This is a genomic window from Streptomyces sp. ISL-94 (assembly GCF_018614075.1).
Taxonomy (GTDB): Bacteria; Actinomycetota; Actinomycetes; order Streptomycetales; family Streptomycetaceae; genus Streptomyces.
In genome coordinates, this window is sequence record NZ_JAGGOZ010000053.1 from 59,077 (window position 1) to 74,083 (window position 15,007).

Annotated in this window: 16 protein-coding genes and 1 pseudogene; 8 read left to right on the top strand and 9 right to left on the bottom strand. The window is 69.9% G+C overall.

All coding sequences use genetic code 11. The features are described 5' to 3' along the window. The first annotated feature begins 5 nt into the window (after window positions 1–5). Window positions 6–224 carry a hypothetical protein gene (locus J7E94_RS18130; RefSeq protein ID WP_251056831.1) on the top strand — a complete coding sequence of 73 codons (219 nt, stop codon included), beginning with the start codon at window positions 6–8 and terminating at the stop codon, window positions 222–224. Here the strand turns inward: J7E94_RS18130 and J7E94_RS18135 are convergent. Further along, window positions 206–397, bottom strand: a complete 192-nt coding sequence (locus J7E94_RS18135) for a hypothetical protein (protein ID WP_215016596.1) — start codon at window positions 395–397, stop codon at window positions 206–208. The genes J7E94_RS18130 and J7E94_RS18135 overlap by 19 nt on opposite strands. A 315-nt stretch (window positions 398–712) precedes the next feature. Between J7E94_RS18135 and J7E94_RS18140 the strand changes: the two genes are divergently transcribed. Then, entirely contained in the window at window positions 713–1,207 is a 495-nt protein-coding gene (locus tag J7E94_RS18140; protein WP_215016598.1) for a hypothetical protein, read from the top strand. A gap of 594 nt (window positions 1,208–1,801) precedes the next feature. On the opposite strand, the gene J7E94_RS18145 is transcribed toward J7E94_RS18140, so the two are convergent. Continuing rightward, complete coding sequence (locus tag J7E94_RS18145; protein ID WP_251056832.1) at window positions 1,802–2,278, bottom strand: hypothetical protein; 477 nt, start codon at window positions 2,276–2,278, stop codon at window positions 1,802–1,804. 244 nt (window positions 2,279–2,522) lie between these two features. On the opposite strand from J7E94_RS18145, the gene J7E94_RS34680 reads away from it, so the two are divergent. Beyond that, window positions 2,523–3,029 carry a hypothetical protein gene (locus J7E94_RS34680; protein ID WP_251056833.1) on the top strand — a complete coding sequence of 169 codons (507 nt, stop codon included), beginning with the start codon at window positions 2,523–2,525 and terminating at the stop codon, window positions 3,027–3,029. Between the two features lie 301 nt (window positions 3,030–3,330). Here the strand turns inward: J7E94_RS34680 and J7E94_RS18155 are convergent, their stop codons facing one another. After that, window positions 3,331–4,422, bottom strand: coding sequence for a GlxA family transcriptional regulator (locus J7E94_RS18155; protein WP_251056834.1), 1,092 nt, complete (start codon window positions 4,420–4,422; stop codon window positions 3,331–3,333). 94 nt (window positions 4,423–4,516) lie between these two features. Here J7E94_RS18155 and J7E94_RS18160 point away from each other — a divergent pair, with 94 nt between their 5' ends. Together J7E94_RS18160 and J7E94_RS18165 are read left to right on the top strand one after the other, a co-directional pair. Next, on the top strand, window positions 4,517–5,389 hold the full coding sequence (locus tag J7E94_RS18160) for a dienelactone hydrolase family protein (RefSeq protein ID WP_251056835.1): 873 nt from the start codon (window positions 4,517–4,519) through the stop codon (window positions 5,387–5,389). Between the two features lie 334 nt (window positions 5,390–5,723). Further along, window positions 5,724–6,110: pseudogene (locus tag J7E94_RS18165) on the top strand (ISAzo13 family transposase); the annotation flags it as partial. Window positions 6,111–7,051: 941 nt separating this feature from the next. Here the strand turns inward: J7E94_RS18165 and J7E94_RS18170 are convergent. Then, on the bottom strand, window positions 7,052–8,281 hold the full coding sequence (locus J7E94_RS18170; RefSeq protein WP_215016600.1) for a TerD family protein: 1,230 nt from the start codon (window positions 8,279–8,281) through the stop codon (window positions 7,052–7,054). A 693-nt stretch (window positions 8,282–8,974) separates the two neighbouring features. Further along, a complete protein-coding gene (locus tag J7E94_RS18175; protein WP_215016601.1) occupies window positions 8,975–9,406 on the bottom strand; it encodes an NUDIX domain-containing protein in 432 nt (143 codons plus the stop codon). Between the two features lie 149 nt (window positions 9,407–9,555). Here J7E94_RS18175 and J7E94_RS18180 point away from each other — a divergent pair, with 149 nt between their 5' ends. Then, entirely contained in the window at window positions 9,556–9,714 is a 159-nt protein-coding gene (locus J7E94_RS18180; protein WP_215016603.1) for a hypothetical protein, read from the top strand. Between the two features lie 1,096 nt (window positions 9,715–10,810). Here the strand turns inward: J7E94_RS18180 and J7E94_RS18185 are convergent. The 4 genes from J7E94_RS18185 to J7E94_RS18200 all read right to left on the bottom strand — a co-directional run bounded on the left by J7E94_RS18185 (window position 10,811) and on the right by J7E94_RS18200 (window position 13,394). Then, on the bottom strand, window positions 10,811–11,029 hold the full coding sequence (locus tag J7E94_RS18185) for a hypothetical protein (RefSeq protein WP_215016605.1): 219 nt from the start codon (window positions 11,027–11,029) through the stop codon (window positions 10,811–10,813). Window positions 11,030–11,208: 179 nt separating this feature from the next. Then, window positions 11,209–12,003: a hypothetical protein gene (locus tag J7E94_RS18190; RefSeq protein WP_215016607.1), complete on the bottom strand. Its 795-nt coding sequence runs from the start codon at window positions 12,001–12,003 to the stop codon at window positions 11,209–11,211. 306 nt (window positions 12,004–12,309) lie between these two features. Next, entirely contained in the window at window positions 12,310–12,819 is a 510-nt protein-coding gene (locus J7E94_RS18195; protein ID WP_215016609.1) for a transposase, read from the bottom strand. 272 nt (window positions 12,820–13,091) lie between these two features. Continuing rightward, complete coding sequence (locus tag J7E94_RS18200; RefSeq protein WP_215016611.1) at window positions 13,092–13,394, bottom strand: chaplin; 303 nt, start codon at window positions 13,392–13,394, stop codon at window positions 13,092–13,094. 100 nt (window positions 13,395–13,494) lie between these two features. On the opposite strand from J7E94_RS18200, the gene J7E94_RS18205 reads away from it, so the two are divergent. Together J7E94_RS18205 and J7E94_RS18210 are read left to right on the top strand one after the other, a co-directional pair. Further along, a complete protein-coding gene (locus J7E94_RS18205) occupies window positions 13,495–14,247 on the top strand; it encodes an alpha/beta fold hydrolase (protein WP_308345256.1) in 753 nt (250 codons plus the stop codon). 397 nt (window positions 14,248–14,644) lie between these two features. Then, window positions 14,645–14,998 carry a family 1 glycosylhydrolase gene (locus J7E94_RS18210; protein WP_215016627.1) on the top strand — a complete coding sequence of 118 codons (354 nt, stop codon included), beginning with the start codon at window positions 14,645–14,647 and terminating at the stop codon, window positions 14,996–14,998. The last annotated feature ends 9 nt before the right edge of the window (window positions 14,999–15,007 follow it).

Consider the following 15,007-nt stretch of genomic DNA (forward strand, 5'->3'; position numbering starts at 1 on the left):
GATCAGTGTTCGCCCTCCTGCCGCGCGGAGTTCCGCACGCCCTGCGCCGCGCCTCCGACCCGCCGCCGCGCGTCCTGCAGATCTCCTCGCCCGGAGGCTGGGAGCACTATGTCGAGGACCTGATCGAGGCTGGTCCCGCGGTGTTCACCGAGGGGCAGTTGGACCCCGCGAAGATCAACCCCATCGCCGGCAAGTACCACATCAGCTACGAAGAACAGACGTGACCCGCGACTCCCGGCGGCAGCCCGACGTCGTACGGGTTCCGCTGGTGGAGGGCGTCCAGAGCAGCCGGTTCGTCGCCGGAGAAGTGCAGTGCGCCCACAGCCACGTTGACGGCGAGGTGTTGCCCGTCGCCGGTGCTGGGAATGGCCGGCACATGCCGCGGTACAGCGTCCACGGTAGGCGTACCTGCGTGTTGCTCACTGCGTGCGTCCGCGCGGCGCGATCGGGTCGTCCAGCGCTTCCACCCTGTTCTGTGACCCCCGTGCATACCCCTCATGACTACGTGAGAGGTCAGGATGTCGCGCGGGCGGGGCACTTTCTCTTCCACCGCTGCCGCGTCAACAGCGCTCCGCGGGGCCGGAGGCACGACGCCAGACCGGGTGGGGGCCGCCTGGGGTGCGCTGTCGATACCTCTCAAGTCTTCGCCGACGCCGGTCGGTCGATGCGGGTCCGTGGAACCGGGGCATCCTGCCGGACGTCTTCAGTGATCATGATTGGTGATGCGGACGAGATGATCGACGACTGGGATTCGATTTGGCAGGGGTACTTCCTCGGGGAGCACGACGAGACCCTTCTGGAGTGCGTGGAGCGGCTCAACGGCGCGCGGGCTGCCCGGCCGCGTGATCCGGATGTCACGGCGTTCTACACGCTGGGCCTGGTGTGGACGCACGGCCATGCCGTGTACGACGCGGATCCCGAGGTGGCGCGGCGGGTCGTGGCAGCGCTGTCGGCAGCCGCCTTGGACTCCACCGTCGCGCAGGCCGCGTGCCACCACGCGGGTCATCCGTGCGATGACGACCTGAGCGTGCACCTGGAGTCCTTCGAGATGCTGTTGTCGCTGCTGGCCGGGGGCTCCGACTCCACGTGGGAGGGCCTCGAAGCGAAGGGCGGAAATCCCGACCCGGCATCCGGCTGGCGCTGCCCGCGCAACGTGGCGGGTTTCGCCCTGGCGGCCGCCGGGGAGATCGAGCGGCACCGCCGGTAGCGCCGCGCGTACGGCCCTCCTGGCAGGGGCGGACGGAGAGCGAGCAGGCCCGCGCCAAGGCGGGGCGGTCCTGCGAGCGTGCAGGGTTCAACGCGGGGATGCCATGGTTCCTGTGTCTCACCGGCGCGAGCGACGATCTGGTCGATCATGGCCACCTGGTCACGGGTCTCCCAGGCCTGAAGGCACGGAGCCCTTTCCAGCCTGACTGCGGCGGTGAGGCGCTGGAGGTGGCCAGCTGTACGGAACGACGAAGCTCCTGGTAGACGGGTTCTCGACCAAGATCACCCGTGTCCGCCAGGAGCTTCGCGTGCTTGTCTACCCTCGTCGATCGATCTGTCCAGCGGCACCCTGCGCTTCCTGACCACGCGGCTCCGTGCCCGGCAGCGAAAGATCGGGACCCGCTGCCGATCGACCGGATCGCCGCCGACACCCCGAACCACTAAGCCCGCCACGCTGGTCGACGGCACGGCGCATGAAGCGGGCCCGCCGGGTCTCGTCGACCGGCAGGCTGGTCGACGAGCTGCCCGACGTGCCGGGCGCGGCCGTGCGCCGGGGCCGGGACGTGCTCCAGCCCCTACGTTCGGAGGCGACGGATCAGCCGCACCGGATCGGCCCGGTGTTGAGGCGGTAGGTCACTCCGCCCCGGACCAGCGAGCCGCTCACGCTGATGCATTGCCCCGTCGAGTCGAACCAGGTGTACAGCGGCCCGGCGTAGTAGCGGTGGTTGGCCGGATGCTCCTTCGGCGGGTCGATGGAGTAGTCGCCGCTCTCGTCGAAGATGGCCAGGGTGATGTGTGAGGCGAGGCCGTCGTAGGGGCTGGACCAGAACTTCACGCAGTTCTGTTTGGTCGAACTGTTCCAGTAGGTGCGCGCGTAGCCGCCCCCGTTGCGCCCCGCCGGACTCTTGGCCCAGTACGTGATGCCGTCCCAGCTGCCGGTGCACTGCTCGGCGGCAGGGGCAGCGGCCGGCGCCGCCTGGGCGGTGGGGGAGACAACCAGACCGAGCAGCAGCGCCATGACGCCGACGCCCAACAGCTGCGGTTTGTGTAACCGCTTCTTCAACCGCTTCATCCGCATCTCCTGGTGGTCAGATGCCGTCGACCCGGTTCGTCCAAGCCGTGCTCGGTACGCTCCGCCCCTCATGGACCCGGCACCCGACGTTTCACGAAATCTCCACCGAATTGCATCGGCCCGCCGAGCCTGCCGACTCGCAGTGCTCATCGGACCTGCCCGCCTAGGGAGGACTGCGACGATATTCGACTTCGTCGGCAGAACGGTCATCTCGCCCGCCGCGCAGCCGGAGCCGGGGTCGGCTGTGAGCGCGGACGCGCGCAACATGTGGGGGGCGTTGACCGAAGGCCTGGCAGTGCCCAACGACCTGAACCTGTCCGGCCGGCGGGAGGCCCTGGCCCAGCTCGGCTTCGGCGAGGCGGCGAGCAACCGGCTGGTGTCGGTGGCGCGGGACTACACCGGCTCGGAGCGGGAGACCGGCCTGCTGGTGAGCGCCCGCCAATGGCCCCTGCCCGCCGTCGGCATGGCGAACGTCGCCTGCGGCCCGGAGGGCGAGCAGGGCCTGCGGGAGCGGCTGAAGGCGGGGCTCATTGGTGTGAACGAAGCCGATGATCTAGACGACCGGCAATGGGCTGCTGTCTGCTTCCACCTCTTCCCCGAGTGGATCGGCCGGGCAGCCGGATGGCTCGCCGACGGCACGATGCACACCGAGCAGACCGTGTTCGAAGGCATCGACCGGGCCCCGGCCGCCTTCCTCGGCATGATGCGCGGCGCCAACACCGGCAAGATGCTCGTCCGGCTGGACGGGTGACGGCCATGACGACAGGGAGGACGACGGAGAGGACGACGGGCATGACGACAGCCGTGGCCGGGCACGCGCTGCTGGTCTTCGCCCACCCGCGCGGCGACTCCCTCACCGCGCAGATCGCACGGCGCAGCCGCTAGCGCCTCGCGGCCGACGGGTACACCGTCGACATGCTCGACCTGTACGCCGAGGGGTCCATCGCGCCGTCCAGGCCGTCGCCATCATTGCGCAACCTCGCCCTCGCCGGATGAAGACAGCAGGTCAAGCACCACTTCTGCCGGCCCGAACGGACCTTCCGCAACAGGGCTCAGACGCCGTTGTCCGGGGTGTAAGACCGGTCCGTGCGGCGGAAGGCGGCTCGGTGGGCGCTCGGGCGGTGGCCCGTGTGGCGGGCGAAGAGGGCGGCGAAGGTGCCGGGGTCCTGGTAGCCGACGGCCGTGGCGACGGCGGCGACGGTGCGGTCGGTGGTCTCAAGGAGATGGCGGGCGCGGCGGATCCGCGAGATCTGCAGATGGGCCAGCGGGCTGCGTCCGGTCTCTTCGGCGAAGCGGCGCAGCAGCGTGCGGCTGCTGACGTGAAATGCGTCCGAGAGCGCGGTGAGGTCGTAGCGCTCGGCTAGGTTCTGGTCGAGATGCCGCATGACCCGTTGGGAGAAATCCCGACCGGGCTGGGGGAGGAGCCGCGGATCGACGTACGGGGTCTGGGAGGTCCGCGCGTCGTCGACGAGCGCCACTCGGGCAGTGGTCCGTGCTACCCGGGATCCGTTGTGCCGGCGGATCAGGTCCAGCGCGAAGTCGTACATGGCGCTGAAGGCGGCCGTGGTCGTCACCCCCGCGTCGGTGACGACCAGGTGCTCGGGCCGCACGTCGGCGTCCGGGCAGCGTCTGGCCAGTTCACCGGCGTGCAGCCAGGAGGTGGTGGCTCTGCGCCGGTCGAGCAGGCCCGCCTCGGCGAGCAGGAACGCGCCGACGCAGAGGGAGACGACGGCGGTGCCGGCGGCGGCCTGCGCGCGGATCGCCGCGATCTCGGGGGCGAGTCGGGCGAGCCGTGCGTCGAGGTCCGTGTCCGGGTGCAGTTCGAAGCCGGGGACCACGAGGACGTCGACCTCGCGCAAGGGACACACGTCCAGGATCGCGCCGCCCGATGCGGTGACCCGGCGGCGGGGCGAGACGACCGACACCCGGTAGCCGGGCGCGTCCGGTCCGGCGACGTGCCCGGCCATCGTCAACAGGTCGGGAACACCGAACACTTCGGACGCGAAGCAGCCCGGGTACGCCAGGACCCCGATCCGCAGCGCACCCTGCCCGGCGCCCGAACCCACACCGTCCTTCGCCTGCGGCGCCGCCTCCGCCACCACTCCCGCCCCCCGGTGTCCCTGGTCCCATGTCGCCGATCGCATACCGCTCGCCTCCCTCGCGTGTGGCGAGATTACCCCTGGCCTCGGCGATCCCGCCCCTCACCCGGCGACCGGTCCCGGGACCAGGCTGGCCCCCATGAGCGACGACGATCCGATCACCGACTTCACCCGCCGGAGCATGGCCGTGGAGGGGGTGGAGAAGACGGTGTACGTGGCCGGGGCCGGGCCCGCGGTCGTAGTGCTGCCCGAGATGCCGGGCATCAGCCCCGACGTCCTGCGGCTCGCGCGCTGGGTGCGGGAGGCGGGTTTCACCGTCCATGTGCCCTCCCTCTTCGGGACGGACGGCGCCTTCCCCACGGTCGAGGGCGGCCGGGAGGTCGTCCGCCGCGCCTGTGTCAGCGCGGAGTTCCGCGCCTTCGCCGGGGGCGGCACCAGCCCGGTGACGCTCTGGCTGCGCGGCCTGGCGCGCCAGGCCCACGCCGCGTGCGGTGGGCCCGGGGTAGGCGCGATCGGCCTGTGCTTCACCGGCAACTTCGCCCTCACCATGGCCCTGGAGCCAGCGGTGATCGCCTCGGTGGTCAACCACCCGTCGCTGCCGCTCGACGACCCCGGCGGACTTGAACTCGACGCGTCGGACGCGCGCGCGGTGCGCGACCGGCTCCACCGTGACGCACTCACCGTCCTCGCCTATCGCTTCGAGGGCGACCGCTGGTGCACGGGGCAGCGCTTCGCCGCCTACCGCGCGCTGCTCGGTGATGCTTTCGACGGCCGTGTCCTGCCGGACACGGCCGCAAACCCGGCCCCGCCGCCCTTCTTCGCCGACCTGGTCGGCACCCCGCACAGCGTCGTCACCGCCCATCTCGTGGACGAGACCGGCCACCCCACGGTCCAGGCCCGCGACGAGATCCTCGCGTTCCTCACTGACCGCCTACACCCGCACGGGAACCGGCCGCTGCCCGCGCGGCTGCCACCCGACTACGGCCTACGCGAGCTTCGGCCTCCACGCTGAGCAGTCTGTGCATGGATGCCAAAGCGGCGCTGGTTGGGCGTCAGCCGGGATGGGATTGGTTGTGTCGGTTCTCTTCCGGGCACGGGTTCTGATCTCGGCTGCCATGGAGTGACCACGCAGCTGCTGTCAGTCGGTTATCAGGGTGGTGGGTGGCTGCTGTGGGTTTGCTCATTCCTCTGTGCACGGTGTCGGTTCCGGGGTGTGCTGCCGGGTAGGGCGAGGAGTTGCGGCTGGCGCGGGGTGTGGTGGTGCGTCGCCGCCTCGCATGACCTCCATCCAGTACGCCCCCCGCCTACCGCGCCCAGTCGATGCCGAGCTGGGCGAGCGCGGCCGGCTGGCTGGCCACACGTTCCACGGCGACTGGAACTATGCCCTGCATCCCCAGCCCGCCCCGACCGCCCCGGCCGCCTGGACCCCGCAGGCACCCGCCCCGGCAGTGGGACCGGGCCCTGCTGTCCGATCCCGAGCTGACCGGGTGACCCACGGGCAACTGGACCAACTCACAGCAACCCTGGCCCCGCACGGGGACCCCCAGCGCGGCCGCCCACCCCGGCTCTCATTCCCCGAACAGCTCCTGGCCACCGTGCTCCACCTGCGGGTCGCCCTGGCCGCGGAACCTCTGGCCGTGCTGTTCAGCAGCAGCAGGACCGCCATGCACCGCACCCGCGCCCCACAACAGCGATCTACCCTCGCTGCAACAGTTCGCCCGCGGACTCCTCCACGACCAGGACGCCGTCATCGCCGGCCTCACCTCGACCTGGAGCTCAGGGAAGGGCGAAGGGCAAGTCACCAGAGTCAAACTGATCAAGCGAGCGGGCTACGGCCGAGCCAAGCGCGACCTCCTCCCCACACTGATCCAGCTCAGAAGCTGACGCCGACACCGTCACAAGACCAGTGACAGAGTCCGTTCACGTGTACGCCGACCGACAGCTGGATGGCCAGCGGAGCGGACACCGCCGGTTTCGAGTGGACCGATGTGCCCCTGACGGGACGCGGCGCAATCAAGCGCCACCAGCGCGATGGGCTGGCCACGGGGCTGGTGCTCCCGGTCGCCGGGCAGGCGATCCGGCCCCGCTACCCGTGGCTGCCGCGGCAACGCGTGACGGTGATGCTCGCCGAGACCCGGGCGGTCAGCGATCCCAAGGCTTTCCAGCGGCTCGACCGACTGGCTCGGCACGCGACGGCCGCGGCCACGTCCGACACCCTGAACAAGCTCACATGGATCGTGATTCGCAAGGGCGGCCGGGTCAGCGACATCATCGTCGGCGACTGCATCGAGCTCACGGCAGCGCTGGAGGAACACCACTTCCGGGGCAGCGCGGGGCGCCCACCCTTCTACGCCCTGCTCAAGGAGGCCGGCGTGCTGCCGGCCAGCGCGCCGTTGCGGCTTCGGGTGCTTCGTATCGAGTGCCGTCGCAGCGTTGAGCAGATCGGGGACGGCTACGGCATCGAGTGCCGGCCCGTCCGTGATCCGCTGGTCGAGTACTTCACCGAGCGGGCTCCCGAACTCGACCCCCTCTCGCTGTGTTCCATGGCCCGCAACCTATGCAGGCTGTTCTGGCGCGACCTGGAGATCCACAATCCAGGCATCGACTCGCTTCGCCTGACACCTCAGGTCGCACAGGCGTGGAACGCCCCACCCGGACAGTCGGAGCGCTTCGGTCAGTCCTTGCCGGCGGTGTGCCAGTTCATCCCCCAGTCGTACTCGAGGTCCGCGGCCTGCTGCTTGAAGATGCCCGGCGCCAGCACCAGGTACTTCGCCTCTCGCCGTACGATCAGTTCCCCGCCCACGTTCTCGATCAGCGCGATCGCGGCGACCGGCGAGGGAACGGTGCATTCGTCCAGACGCACCTCGATCGGGGGACCGGCGGGCGGATACAGCGTGGCGACACCGTGCAGTCCCGCGAAGCTGGACGCTCCGTCGTAGATGACCACGAACACGAGGAGGCGTTTGATCTCGGCCGTGTGATCAAGATTGATCATGAGGTTCTCGCCGTTCTCGCTGCCGCCGGTCCGGTCGTCCTGGTCCAGCAGGACGTACGGCGGCTGGTCGAACGAGCCGAACTGGTTGTTGATGGGGTGGACGATGCCCTTCGTTCCGTTCTGCAGCTCCCACAGGCAGGAGAGGTCCAGATCGACGTCCTCCAGCCGGACGGCGTCCTTACCCTTGTTCATCCAGCCGCGCGGCGGCTTGGGCGCGCTCCACGAGAGGTTGACCCGCATGGCCCCTGAGGTGGCGCCCTGCTTGGTCAGCGACACCGCGGGCGAGGCCTTCGTCAAGGTGATCTTCGACAGCCGCACTGGCTGGGGTGCCGGTGGGGGGACCGGCGCAGTCGGCGTCTGTCGTACCGGTGGAGGTGTGGTGGCGGGCTCGTCGACGGTGATGCCGAAGTCGGTCGCCAGCCCGGCGAGACCGGAGGCGTAGCCCTGGCCCACCGCGCGGAACTTCCACGCACCGTTGCGCCGGTACAGCTCGCCGAGCACGAACGCTGTCTCAGTCGTGGCATCCGTGGCGTCGAACCGCGCCGCCTCGGCGCCGCTCTCCGCGTCCAGCACGCGCACGAACAGGCCGGACACCTGGCCGAACGTGCCGTCGGTGGAAGCCGCGACCACCACGGTCCCGATGTCCTGCTCCACCGCCGACAACGTCACACCGATCGTCTCGACAGTACCCGTGCCGTCCTGACGCCTGCCCTCATGGCGGACGGCGCCGCTGCGATGCGTGGGCTGGTTGTAGAACACGAAGTCGTCGTCCGACCGCACCTTGCCGACTGCCGTCAGCAGCAGGGCCGACACGTCCACGTCCGGGGCTCCGGGATGCGCCTGCCATCCCAGCTCCACCCGGACTCCGGGACTTTCCACCGGGACGTTGGCACCCTTTTGCAAGCCCATGTGGGTCCCCCCTTCGCGACTCCCCCCCCACGCCCGCAGCGTACGAGGTTTTTCCGCCCTCCTCGCCCCGAAGACAGGAATTGCCGCTCCCCGAGCGGAATCTGTGGACTCGCCACCGTGCGGCGAGATCATGAGCGGATGCGCCAGACCTCTGCCGCTCAGGGCGGCCGCCCGGTGGCCGCTCGCCCCGTCCGACGAGGCTGATTGGCTGCGGAAACCGGCCGCCGACGATGGGCTCACCGGATTTTGCGGCCCGCACTGCCCGACGCGGCGTGGGCCCACCACTCCATGTACGAACACGAGCTCGGGGACCGGCCGGCATGTCGTACCTCGCGTACCGGCAGGCCGTGCCGACGGCCGCAGACACCGGGCCCGAGATCGTCCCGGCCCTTGACCCGCGGACGTACTCGCCGGCACCGTCCCCGGACCGCGCTGGCGCCGCCTGTGCTGGGCGGAGCTCTCACGGCGGAGCGGTCACCCCGTGGCGCCCGAGGGGAAGTTGCCCGGCCCAAGTGAGAGCGAGGCGGTCCCACGAGGTGGACGCGGGCCGGTTCGTACAGGCCCCCAGCCGGGCCACGAACGCGCCGAGCCGGCCGGCGTCCGGGCTGCGGCCCGGCGGGGACGACCGCGACGCGCAGCTCCTCCGTCCCGCCCGCTCCATGCGCCCCGAACGCGGCGCAGTCGGTGGCGTGGTCAGACAGCGGCGGGGATCTGCCCGGTGGCGAGCGCGTCGATAAGCACGGCGGTGATCTCGTCGGGCTTGAGGTTCACCTGCCGCAGGGCTTCGGCCGTGAGGGGGATCTCATCGAGGAGGTACTCGCCGCGGCCTTCCTGGCTGAACTCGGGGCCGGCGCGGTCCTCGAAGGACCACATCTTGATGTCGGCGATGTAGAAGTGCTGGCTCTCCTCGCCGTCGGTCAGGGTGCAAAGGAGGCGCGGAGTGCCGATCTCGCCCGCGATCTCTTCCCGGATCTCGCGCCGGAGGGCGTCTTCGTGGTCGCGGTCGGTGGGCTCGACTCCGCCCCCGGGGACGACCCAGTACGCGGGGATGCCCGGCTTGACGCGCTTGATCAGGAGGAGCGTGGTGGCGGGGGTGATGAGGACGGCGCGTACTCGTTCAGTCACGGTGTTCTCGCTTCGGTTTTGATGTCCTTGGTGCAGGGGCGGATCCCGGCGGGCCGGTTGGGCCGGACGATGTCATACTCGACGCTCGGCCAGATCCTTCCGGTGCCGCCGGGATATCTCGCGCCGGCCCGCTATCGGACATGTTCGGCGTGCGGTTCACGCTGGCGGCCGGGGCGCTGCTGGTCGCGCTCGCCGCGGTGGTGCCGCTGGCGCTGTCTCAGGTGCGCGGGCTGGCCCTGGGGGCCGAGGAGGGTGTACCGGAGGGTGAACTGGCCTCGGCCAGGGAAGGCTCGGACGACCTCAACTGATCCCGCGAAGTCCCGGAACGCGCAGTCGCGGGGCGCCGCGTCGCAGGTCGCCCGGTCGGACTACGGCCGGGTCTGTCAAATGAACCTGGTTACGGGCGGTTGGTAACGTTTCCGGCCTGGATGCTCTCTGTGGGGTCGGCGGCGGGGACGCCACCGGCCCCGAGGGCGGCGCGGACAGGGGGGCGCTGACGAGCGGCGGCCCCGGATGATGCGCGGCCACAGGTGCCTGGGGCGGTCCGTTGTCGGTGTACGGATTGCCCCCATCGACGTACGGATTGCCCGGCACGGGGCTCCTGCTCGGCTGCGGTGGTCGCCGGCCTGCGGACTGCCGTACCTGGCGCCGGCCTTGGTGCGCTGCTGCGGGTCGGGCGGTGGCGTCGCCATGTCCCGTCAGCCCTTGAAGCGCTGGCCCAGTTCACCGCAGCGCCGTGCGGGTCCAGCAGTGTGTACCGGGCGTTCCCCGGGACGCCGTTGCGCGTGCTCATGTACCGCAGTAGCCGCACCGTTTCCCAGTCGTACGCGGCCCGGAATCCCTCGGGTCCCGTCACCACCGCGCCATTGGCGTGGATGTAGAGCCGCGACGCGTTGTGTTTGCTGACCAGGCGGCTCTGCTTGCTCCGGAAGGTCCGCAACCACTGCCCAAGACCGCGTTCGGCCGCCAGCGCACCGGCCTCGCTGGTCGGCTGCTCGTAGGTGTCCTTCTCTTCCATGTCTCCTCCTGGCATTGCACATTGGCGAATCGTCAGAGCAGCACCCTCTTCGAGTGACGAAAGGCTGTCGCGTCGCGACCTGGACAAGCCCCGTCTCCCGCTCTGGATGCGTTGTGAGTTCAGGTCCGGTTCTCACGCTGTGAGGGGCCGTGTCCAGCAGCGTGGTCAACCGCTGGGCAGCTGGGTTGGTGGTGAGGTGGGCGTTCGTCATTGCTGCGATGTGCTCGCCGGGCTCGTCGCACAGGGGATGCCGCGCTGGACGGCCCCAGGCGGGGCGGTGGTCGGTGTAGGACGCTTCCAGCATGGTTGTTCCTCCGCAGCGAGACAGGAGGCGGGGTATGCGGGCGGCGGGGGCACCGCGTGCGGCCCGGCGCCCTGCCGGCCGGTCAGCCCGCCGCGGCGAAGGCGGCTTCGAGGCGTGGGACGTAGTCGGCGAAAGCCAGACCGTAGCCGTTACTGAAGGTGGGGACTTCGGCGGAAGCCGAGGGGGTGGAGACGGTGACCGCCGGCGTGGCAGTCGGTGCCGCGGCGTGCGCGGCGCCGGCGCCCATCAGGGCGGTGAGCGCGAGTGTGGCGCCGAGTGCGGTGAGGCGCAGGGACGTCATCGGGAACCCCTCATCGAAAAGGCTCGCGGCGCGGTGAGCTGCCGCGAGCCGGACGTCCCGATGCTGGTGCCCCGTACCGTCCGGCCAACAGGCCAAGCGACCGGTCATTGGTGACCGGCCGTCCGGGAGGCCCGCGGTCCGTGCCGGTCCCGAGGTCACCCGCCGTCAAGTTCCCGCGGTCAGGGGGTGCCCATCGAGGGGGGCTTGAACGTGGCCGGTGCGAAGTCCCGGTGCCGGCCACGGAAGGTGTGTCCGAGGTGGTGCTGCAGCCGGACGTGGCGGAACCGGTACACGGCTCCGGCCTGGCGCAGCACCCCTCGGTGGTAGGCGTCGTCCAGGAACGCGGCGGGGTCCCAGGGGAGTCGCCCGGCCAAGGGCAGCCAGACACGTGCCAGCACGATCCATTGGCCCCAAGCCGTGAAGGCGAGCACATAGGAGGCCGCGCCGCCCAGGCCGCCGACCGCGCTGATGAACAGGCTGTCCTGGACTCCCCAGTTGAGTGGTCCCATCGCGCCTTGGAGCAGATGGACGATCAGGTACCCGCCGAAGGCGATGGCCAGGGTGAACGCCGGAGCCAGGATGAGGAATTGCCGGCCGGCCGTCGTACGGTTCGAGGACAGCAGACTGACAGGGGTGGCCGCCGCGGTGACGTCCACGGGTGCTTCGAGCGCGGCCATGAGCCCGAACACGAGACCGGCGGCCGAGCCGAAGATCAGCCCGAGGACAAGCATGTTGATCAGGGTGCCTTCCACGACGTGCGGGTCGGTGAGCCGTGTCCCGGAGACCAGCGCGCGTTGGAGGGTGAGAGCGCAGGCACATCCGATGCCCATGACGGATCCGCCGATCAGGCCTTGCCCGAACCGGGAGGTGAAGGTGCGCAGGGGTCGGCGGCCGAGACTGTCGTGCGCGGCGCGCAGTGTCAGCCGGACACGGGCCGGTTCGAAGGCCGCTGCGCTGCCGGATCTATCCGCCATCGCGTAGACGGCTCCGCCCGACAGGGACCCCTCGGCCGACACCGGCCGGTCCGGTACCCCGAGGGGGCACCCCGTTGCGCCCCTCTATCGGATCCTTCGGTGCGCTGTCGGTGACGGGTGAAAAAGTGATTCTGGATCACATTGCGTGCCAGAGCCACGGAGCGTTACGGAAGTCGCGCTCATGAGCGGTCGTGACAGACGAGCTTCTCCCAGACCTCTGGTTTCACCGGGCCGACGACGTGGAACTCGACATCGTGGACATCCGCGGTGACCTGGTGACCATCCAAGCCGCCACCACGACCGGTCTCATGCGGCGTGGAGGACGCGTTTGCGCAGGAGGTCGAGGTTGGCGCGGCCGGACATCTGCCGCTTCAGCATCTTGATCTTGTTGTTGTGTCCTTCGACGGCGCCGGAGCTGTAGCGCAGGCTCAGGCTGGCGACAACGGCATCGAGGTGCTGCTCCAGGCCGGTGGCGAAGGTGTGCAGGGCGGGCAGACGATCGGCCCGGACGCGTGTGATCCAGTCCTTGAGTTCTTGTCCGCGGCGGTTGTTCATCAGCTCGGCGAAGCTCCGCACGTGCCGGGCTGTGGGGTCGAGTGCGGGGCAGCGGTCCAGGATTTCCTTGAGCCGCTGGGTCTTGTCTTCGTCGAGGCTGTCGGGGTGGTGGGTGATCCAGCCAGTCACGTCCCTGACCGACGGTTTCCTGCGGGGCGGATCGGCATGCGGGAAGGTTTCGCGGAGCCGGCGCACGGCAACTGTGATCCAGAACCACTTTTCAGCCATCACCGACAGAGCGCCTCCCGGAGTGGTGAACAACTGTCTAATGCTCGTTCTCTCTCGTGAACAAAGCCGGTGCCAGCTGGCAGGTATACCCGAAGGCAGGCCTCCCGAGGATCTACGATCACGCGGCAGCGCATGACCGTGGGACTGTCCGGGGCCTTCGCGGTGTCGGGTGGCGCTCCGGCCTCCCTCGGAGGTGGGGGAGGCCGGAGCGCTCAAGGCGTGTGCCTTGCGGCTGGTTCAGAGGATGGCGTGATCTGTCGGCTTCGGCACTGTGGCTGCTCGCAGGTCAGCGGCCTGTGATGCTCTTACTCGCCGTGGTGGTCGCCCTCGTGGTGGTCGCCCTCGTGGTGGTAGGTCTTGTCACCGCCGCCGTCGTTGATGCAGACGTTGCCGGCGGCCGGGTTGAGGAGGCCGACGATGTTGACGGTGTTGCCGCAGATGTTGATCGGGATGTGGATGGGCACCTGGATGACGTTGCCGGACAGGACGCCGGGGGAGCCGATGGCAGCGCCCTCGGCGGTGGCGTCCGCGGCGGCCATGCCGGCGCCGCCGGCGAGGATGGCAGCGGATGAGACGGTAACCGCTACGGCCTTTGCGATACGGGACATCAAGATCTCCTAGAGAAGTGGACCTGCCGCAGGGAGTACGGCACGTGCTCCCGACCCAACGCGCGAGCAAGTAGCCGGTTACGGCCGTTGGGCCGGATCGGTGACCTCAGGCACCTCTCCAGTCCTGCCGGCAGGGCGGGTCGCGGCCCTGCGGGGGCTGTGGTGGGGGCGCATGGAGGGGATCGCCGCACGGCACAAGGTCGTCGGAGTCGACTACCCCGGCGCCGGCGCCACTCCGAAGGCCCAGGGGCCCCTGGAAATCGACGACTTGGTGGAACAGCTGGTGGCGGCGGCCGACGCAGAGGGGCTCGACACCTTCGCGGTCAGCGGGTACTCGCTCGGTGGACCCGTCGCGATTCGCCTCGCCTCGCGTCACCCTGAACGGGTCAGCTCACTCGTGCTGAGTGCGACGTTCGCGCACGCCGACACCCGTACCTCCCTCGCCGCCTCCATCTGGCACCAGCTGTTCGAATCTGGTCAGCACACCGTGCTTGCCCAATACCTGAACTTGATGGCGCTGAGTGAACCGGTCCTGAACTCCCTCACCCCGCTCCAGGTCCACGACGCCGCCGAGCAGCTCGCGCCCGCCCTGCCCGTCGGCACCGCAGAGCAGGTCGACCTGGTCCGAAGGGCTGACGTCCGCGGCGACCTCGCCGGCATCGCGGCACCGACACTCGTCGTCGTCACCACCGCCGACCCGCTCATCTCCCCGACCCTCCAGCGGGAGGTCGCCGCCGCCATCCCCACCGCCGAGGTCGCCGAACTCGCCACCGGGCACCTGCCGTTCGTCGAACGCCCGCAGGAATGGCTGAAGCTCATCAGCGACTTCCTCGCACGGAACCAAAGGCACTGACAGGACGCACCGCAACCGTCGGCGGCCAGATGGCTCCCCACCAACTGGCGGCCGGCGGGGAATCCCGACTGGCCACCGACACACCAGCGGAGCGTGGTGACTGCCGGTCGGGGTGGGCATGGAAGTTCGTTGCCCGGGAGGGAGCGGGGAGCCGGGGGAGGGGACCCTGGAGGCGAGGCCGCCCTGCGCCGGGTCGCCCTTTCTCACACCCCTCAGTGGTGTAGAGGCTTACCAAGCTCGGTGAAAGCGAACGTCTCGCCCTGAAACCCACTACCAACGAGCGAACCGGTCACCTCAAACGTGATCGGTAAAGGCGGGCCGACGGCGCGGCCGAGAATCTCGCCGTCGCAGCGGACGCGGGTCGGCGCGCGCGCAGTGCGCAGGGCCCCTTCAGACCCTGACCGACTGGGAGTACTACCCCCAGGCCCTGGAACAAGCCGTACGTTACACCTGGCAGACCACCGGCGGCGTACCGATCCTGGTGACCGAGAACGGCATCGCCACCACCGACGACACCCGCCGCAGCGACTACACCCGCACCGCCCTGCACGGCCTGCGCGCCGCCATGGACGACGGCATCGACGTACGCGGCTACATCCACTGGTCACTGCTCGACAACTTCGAATGGGTCGCCGGCTACAAGCCCACCTTCGGCCTCGTCGCCGTCGACCGCCACACCTTCGCCCGCACTCCCGAACCCAGCGCCCACTGGCTCGGCGCCCTCGCCCGCGCCGGCCACCTCACCTCCTAATGCTTTTGT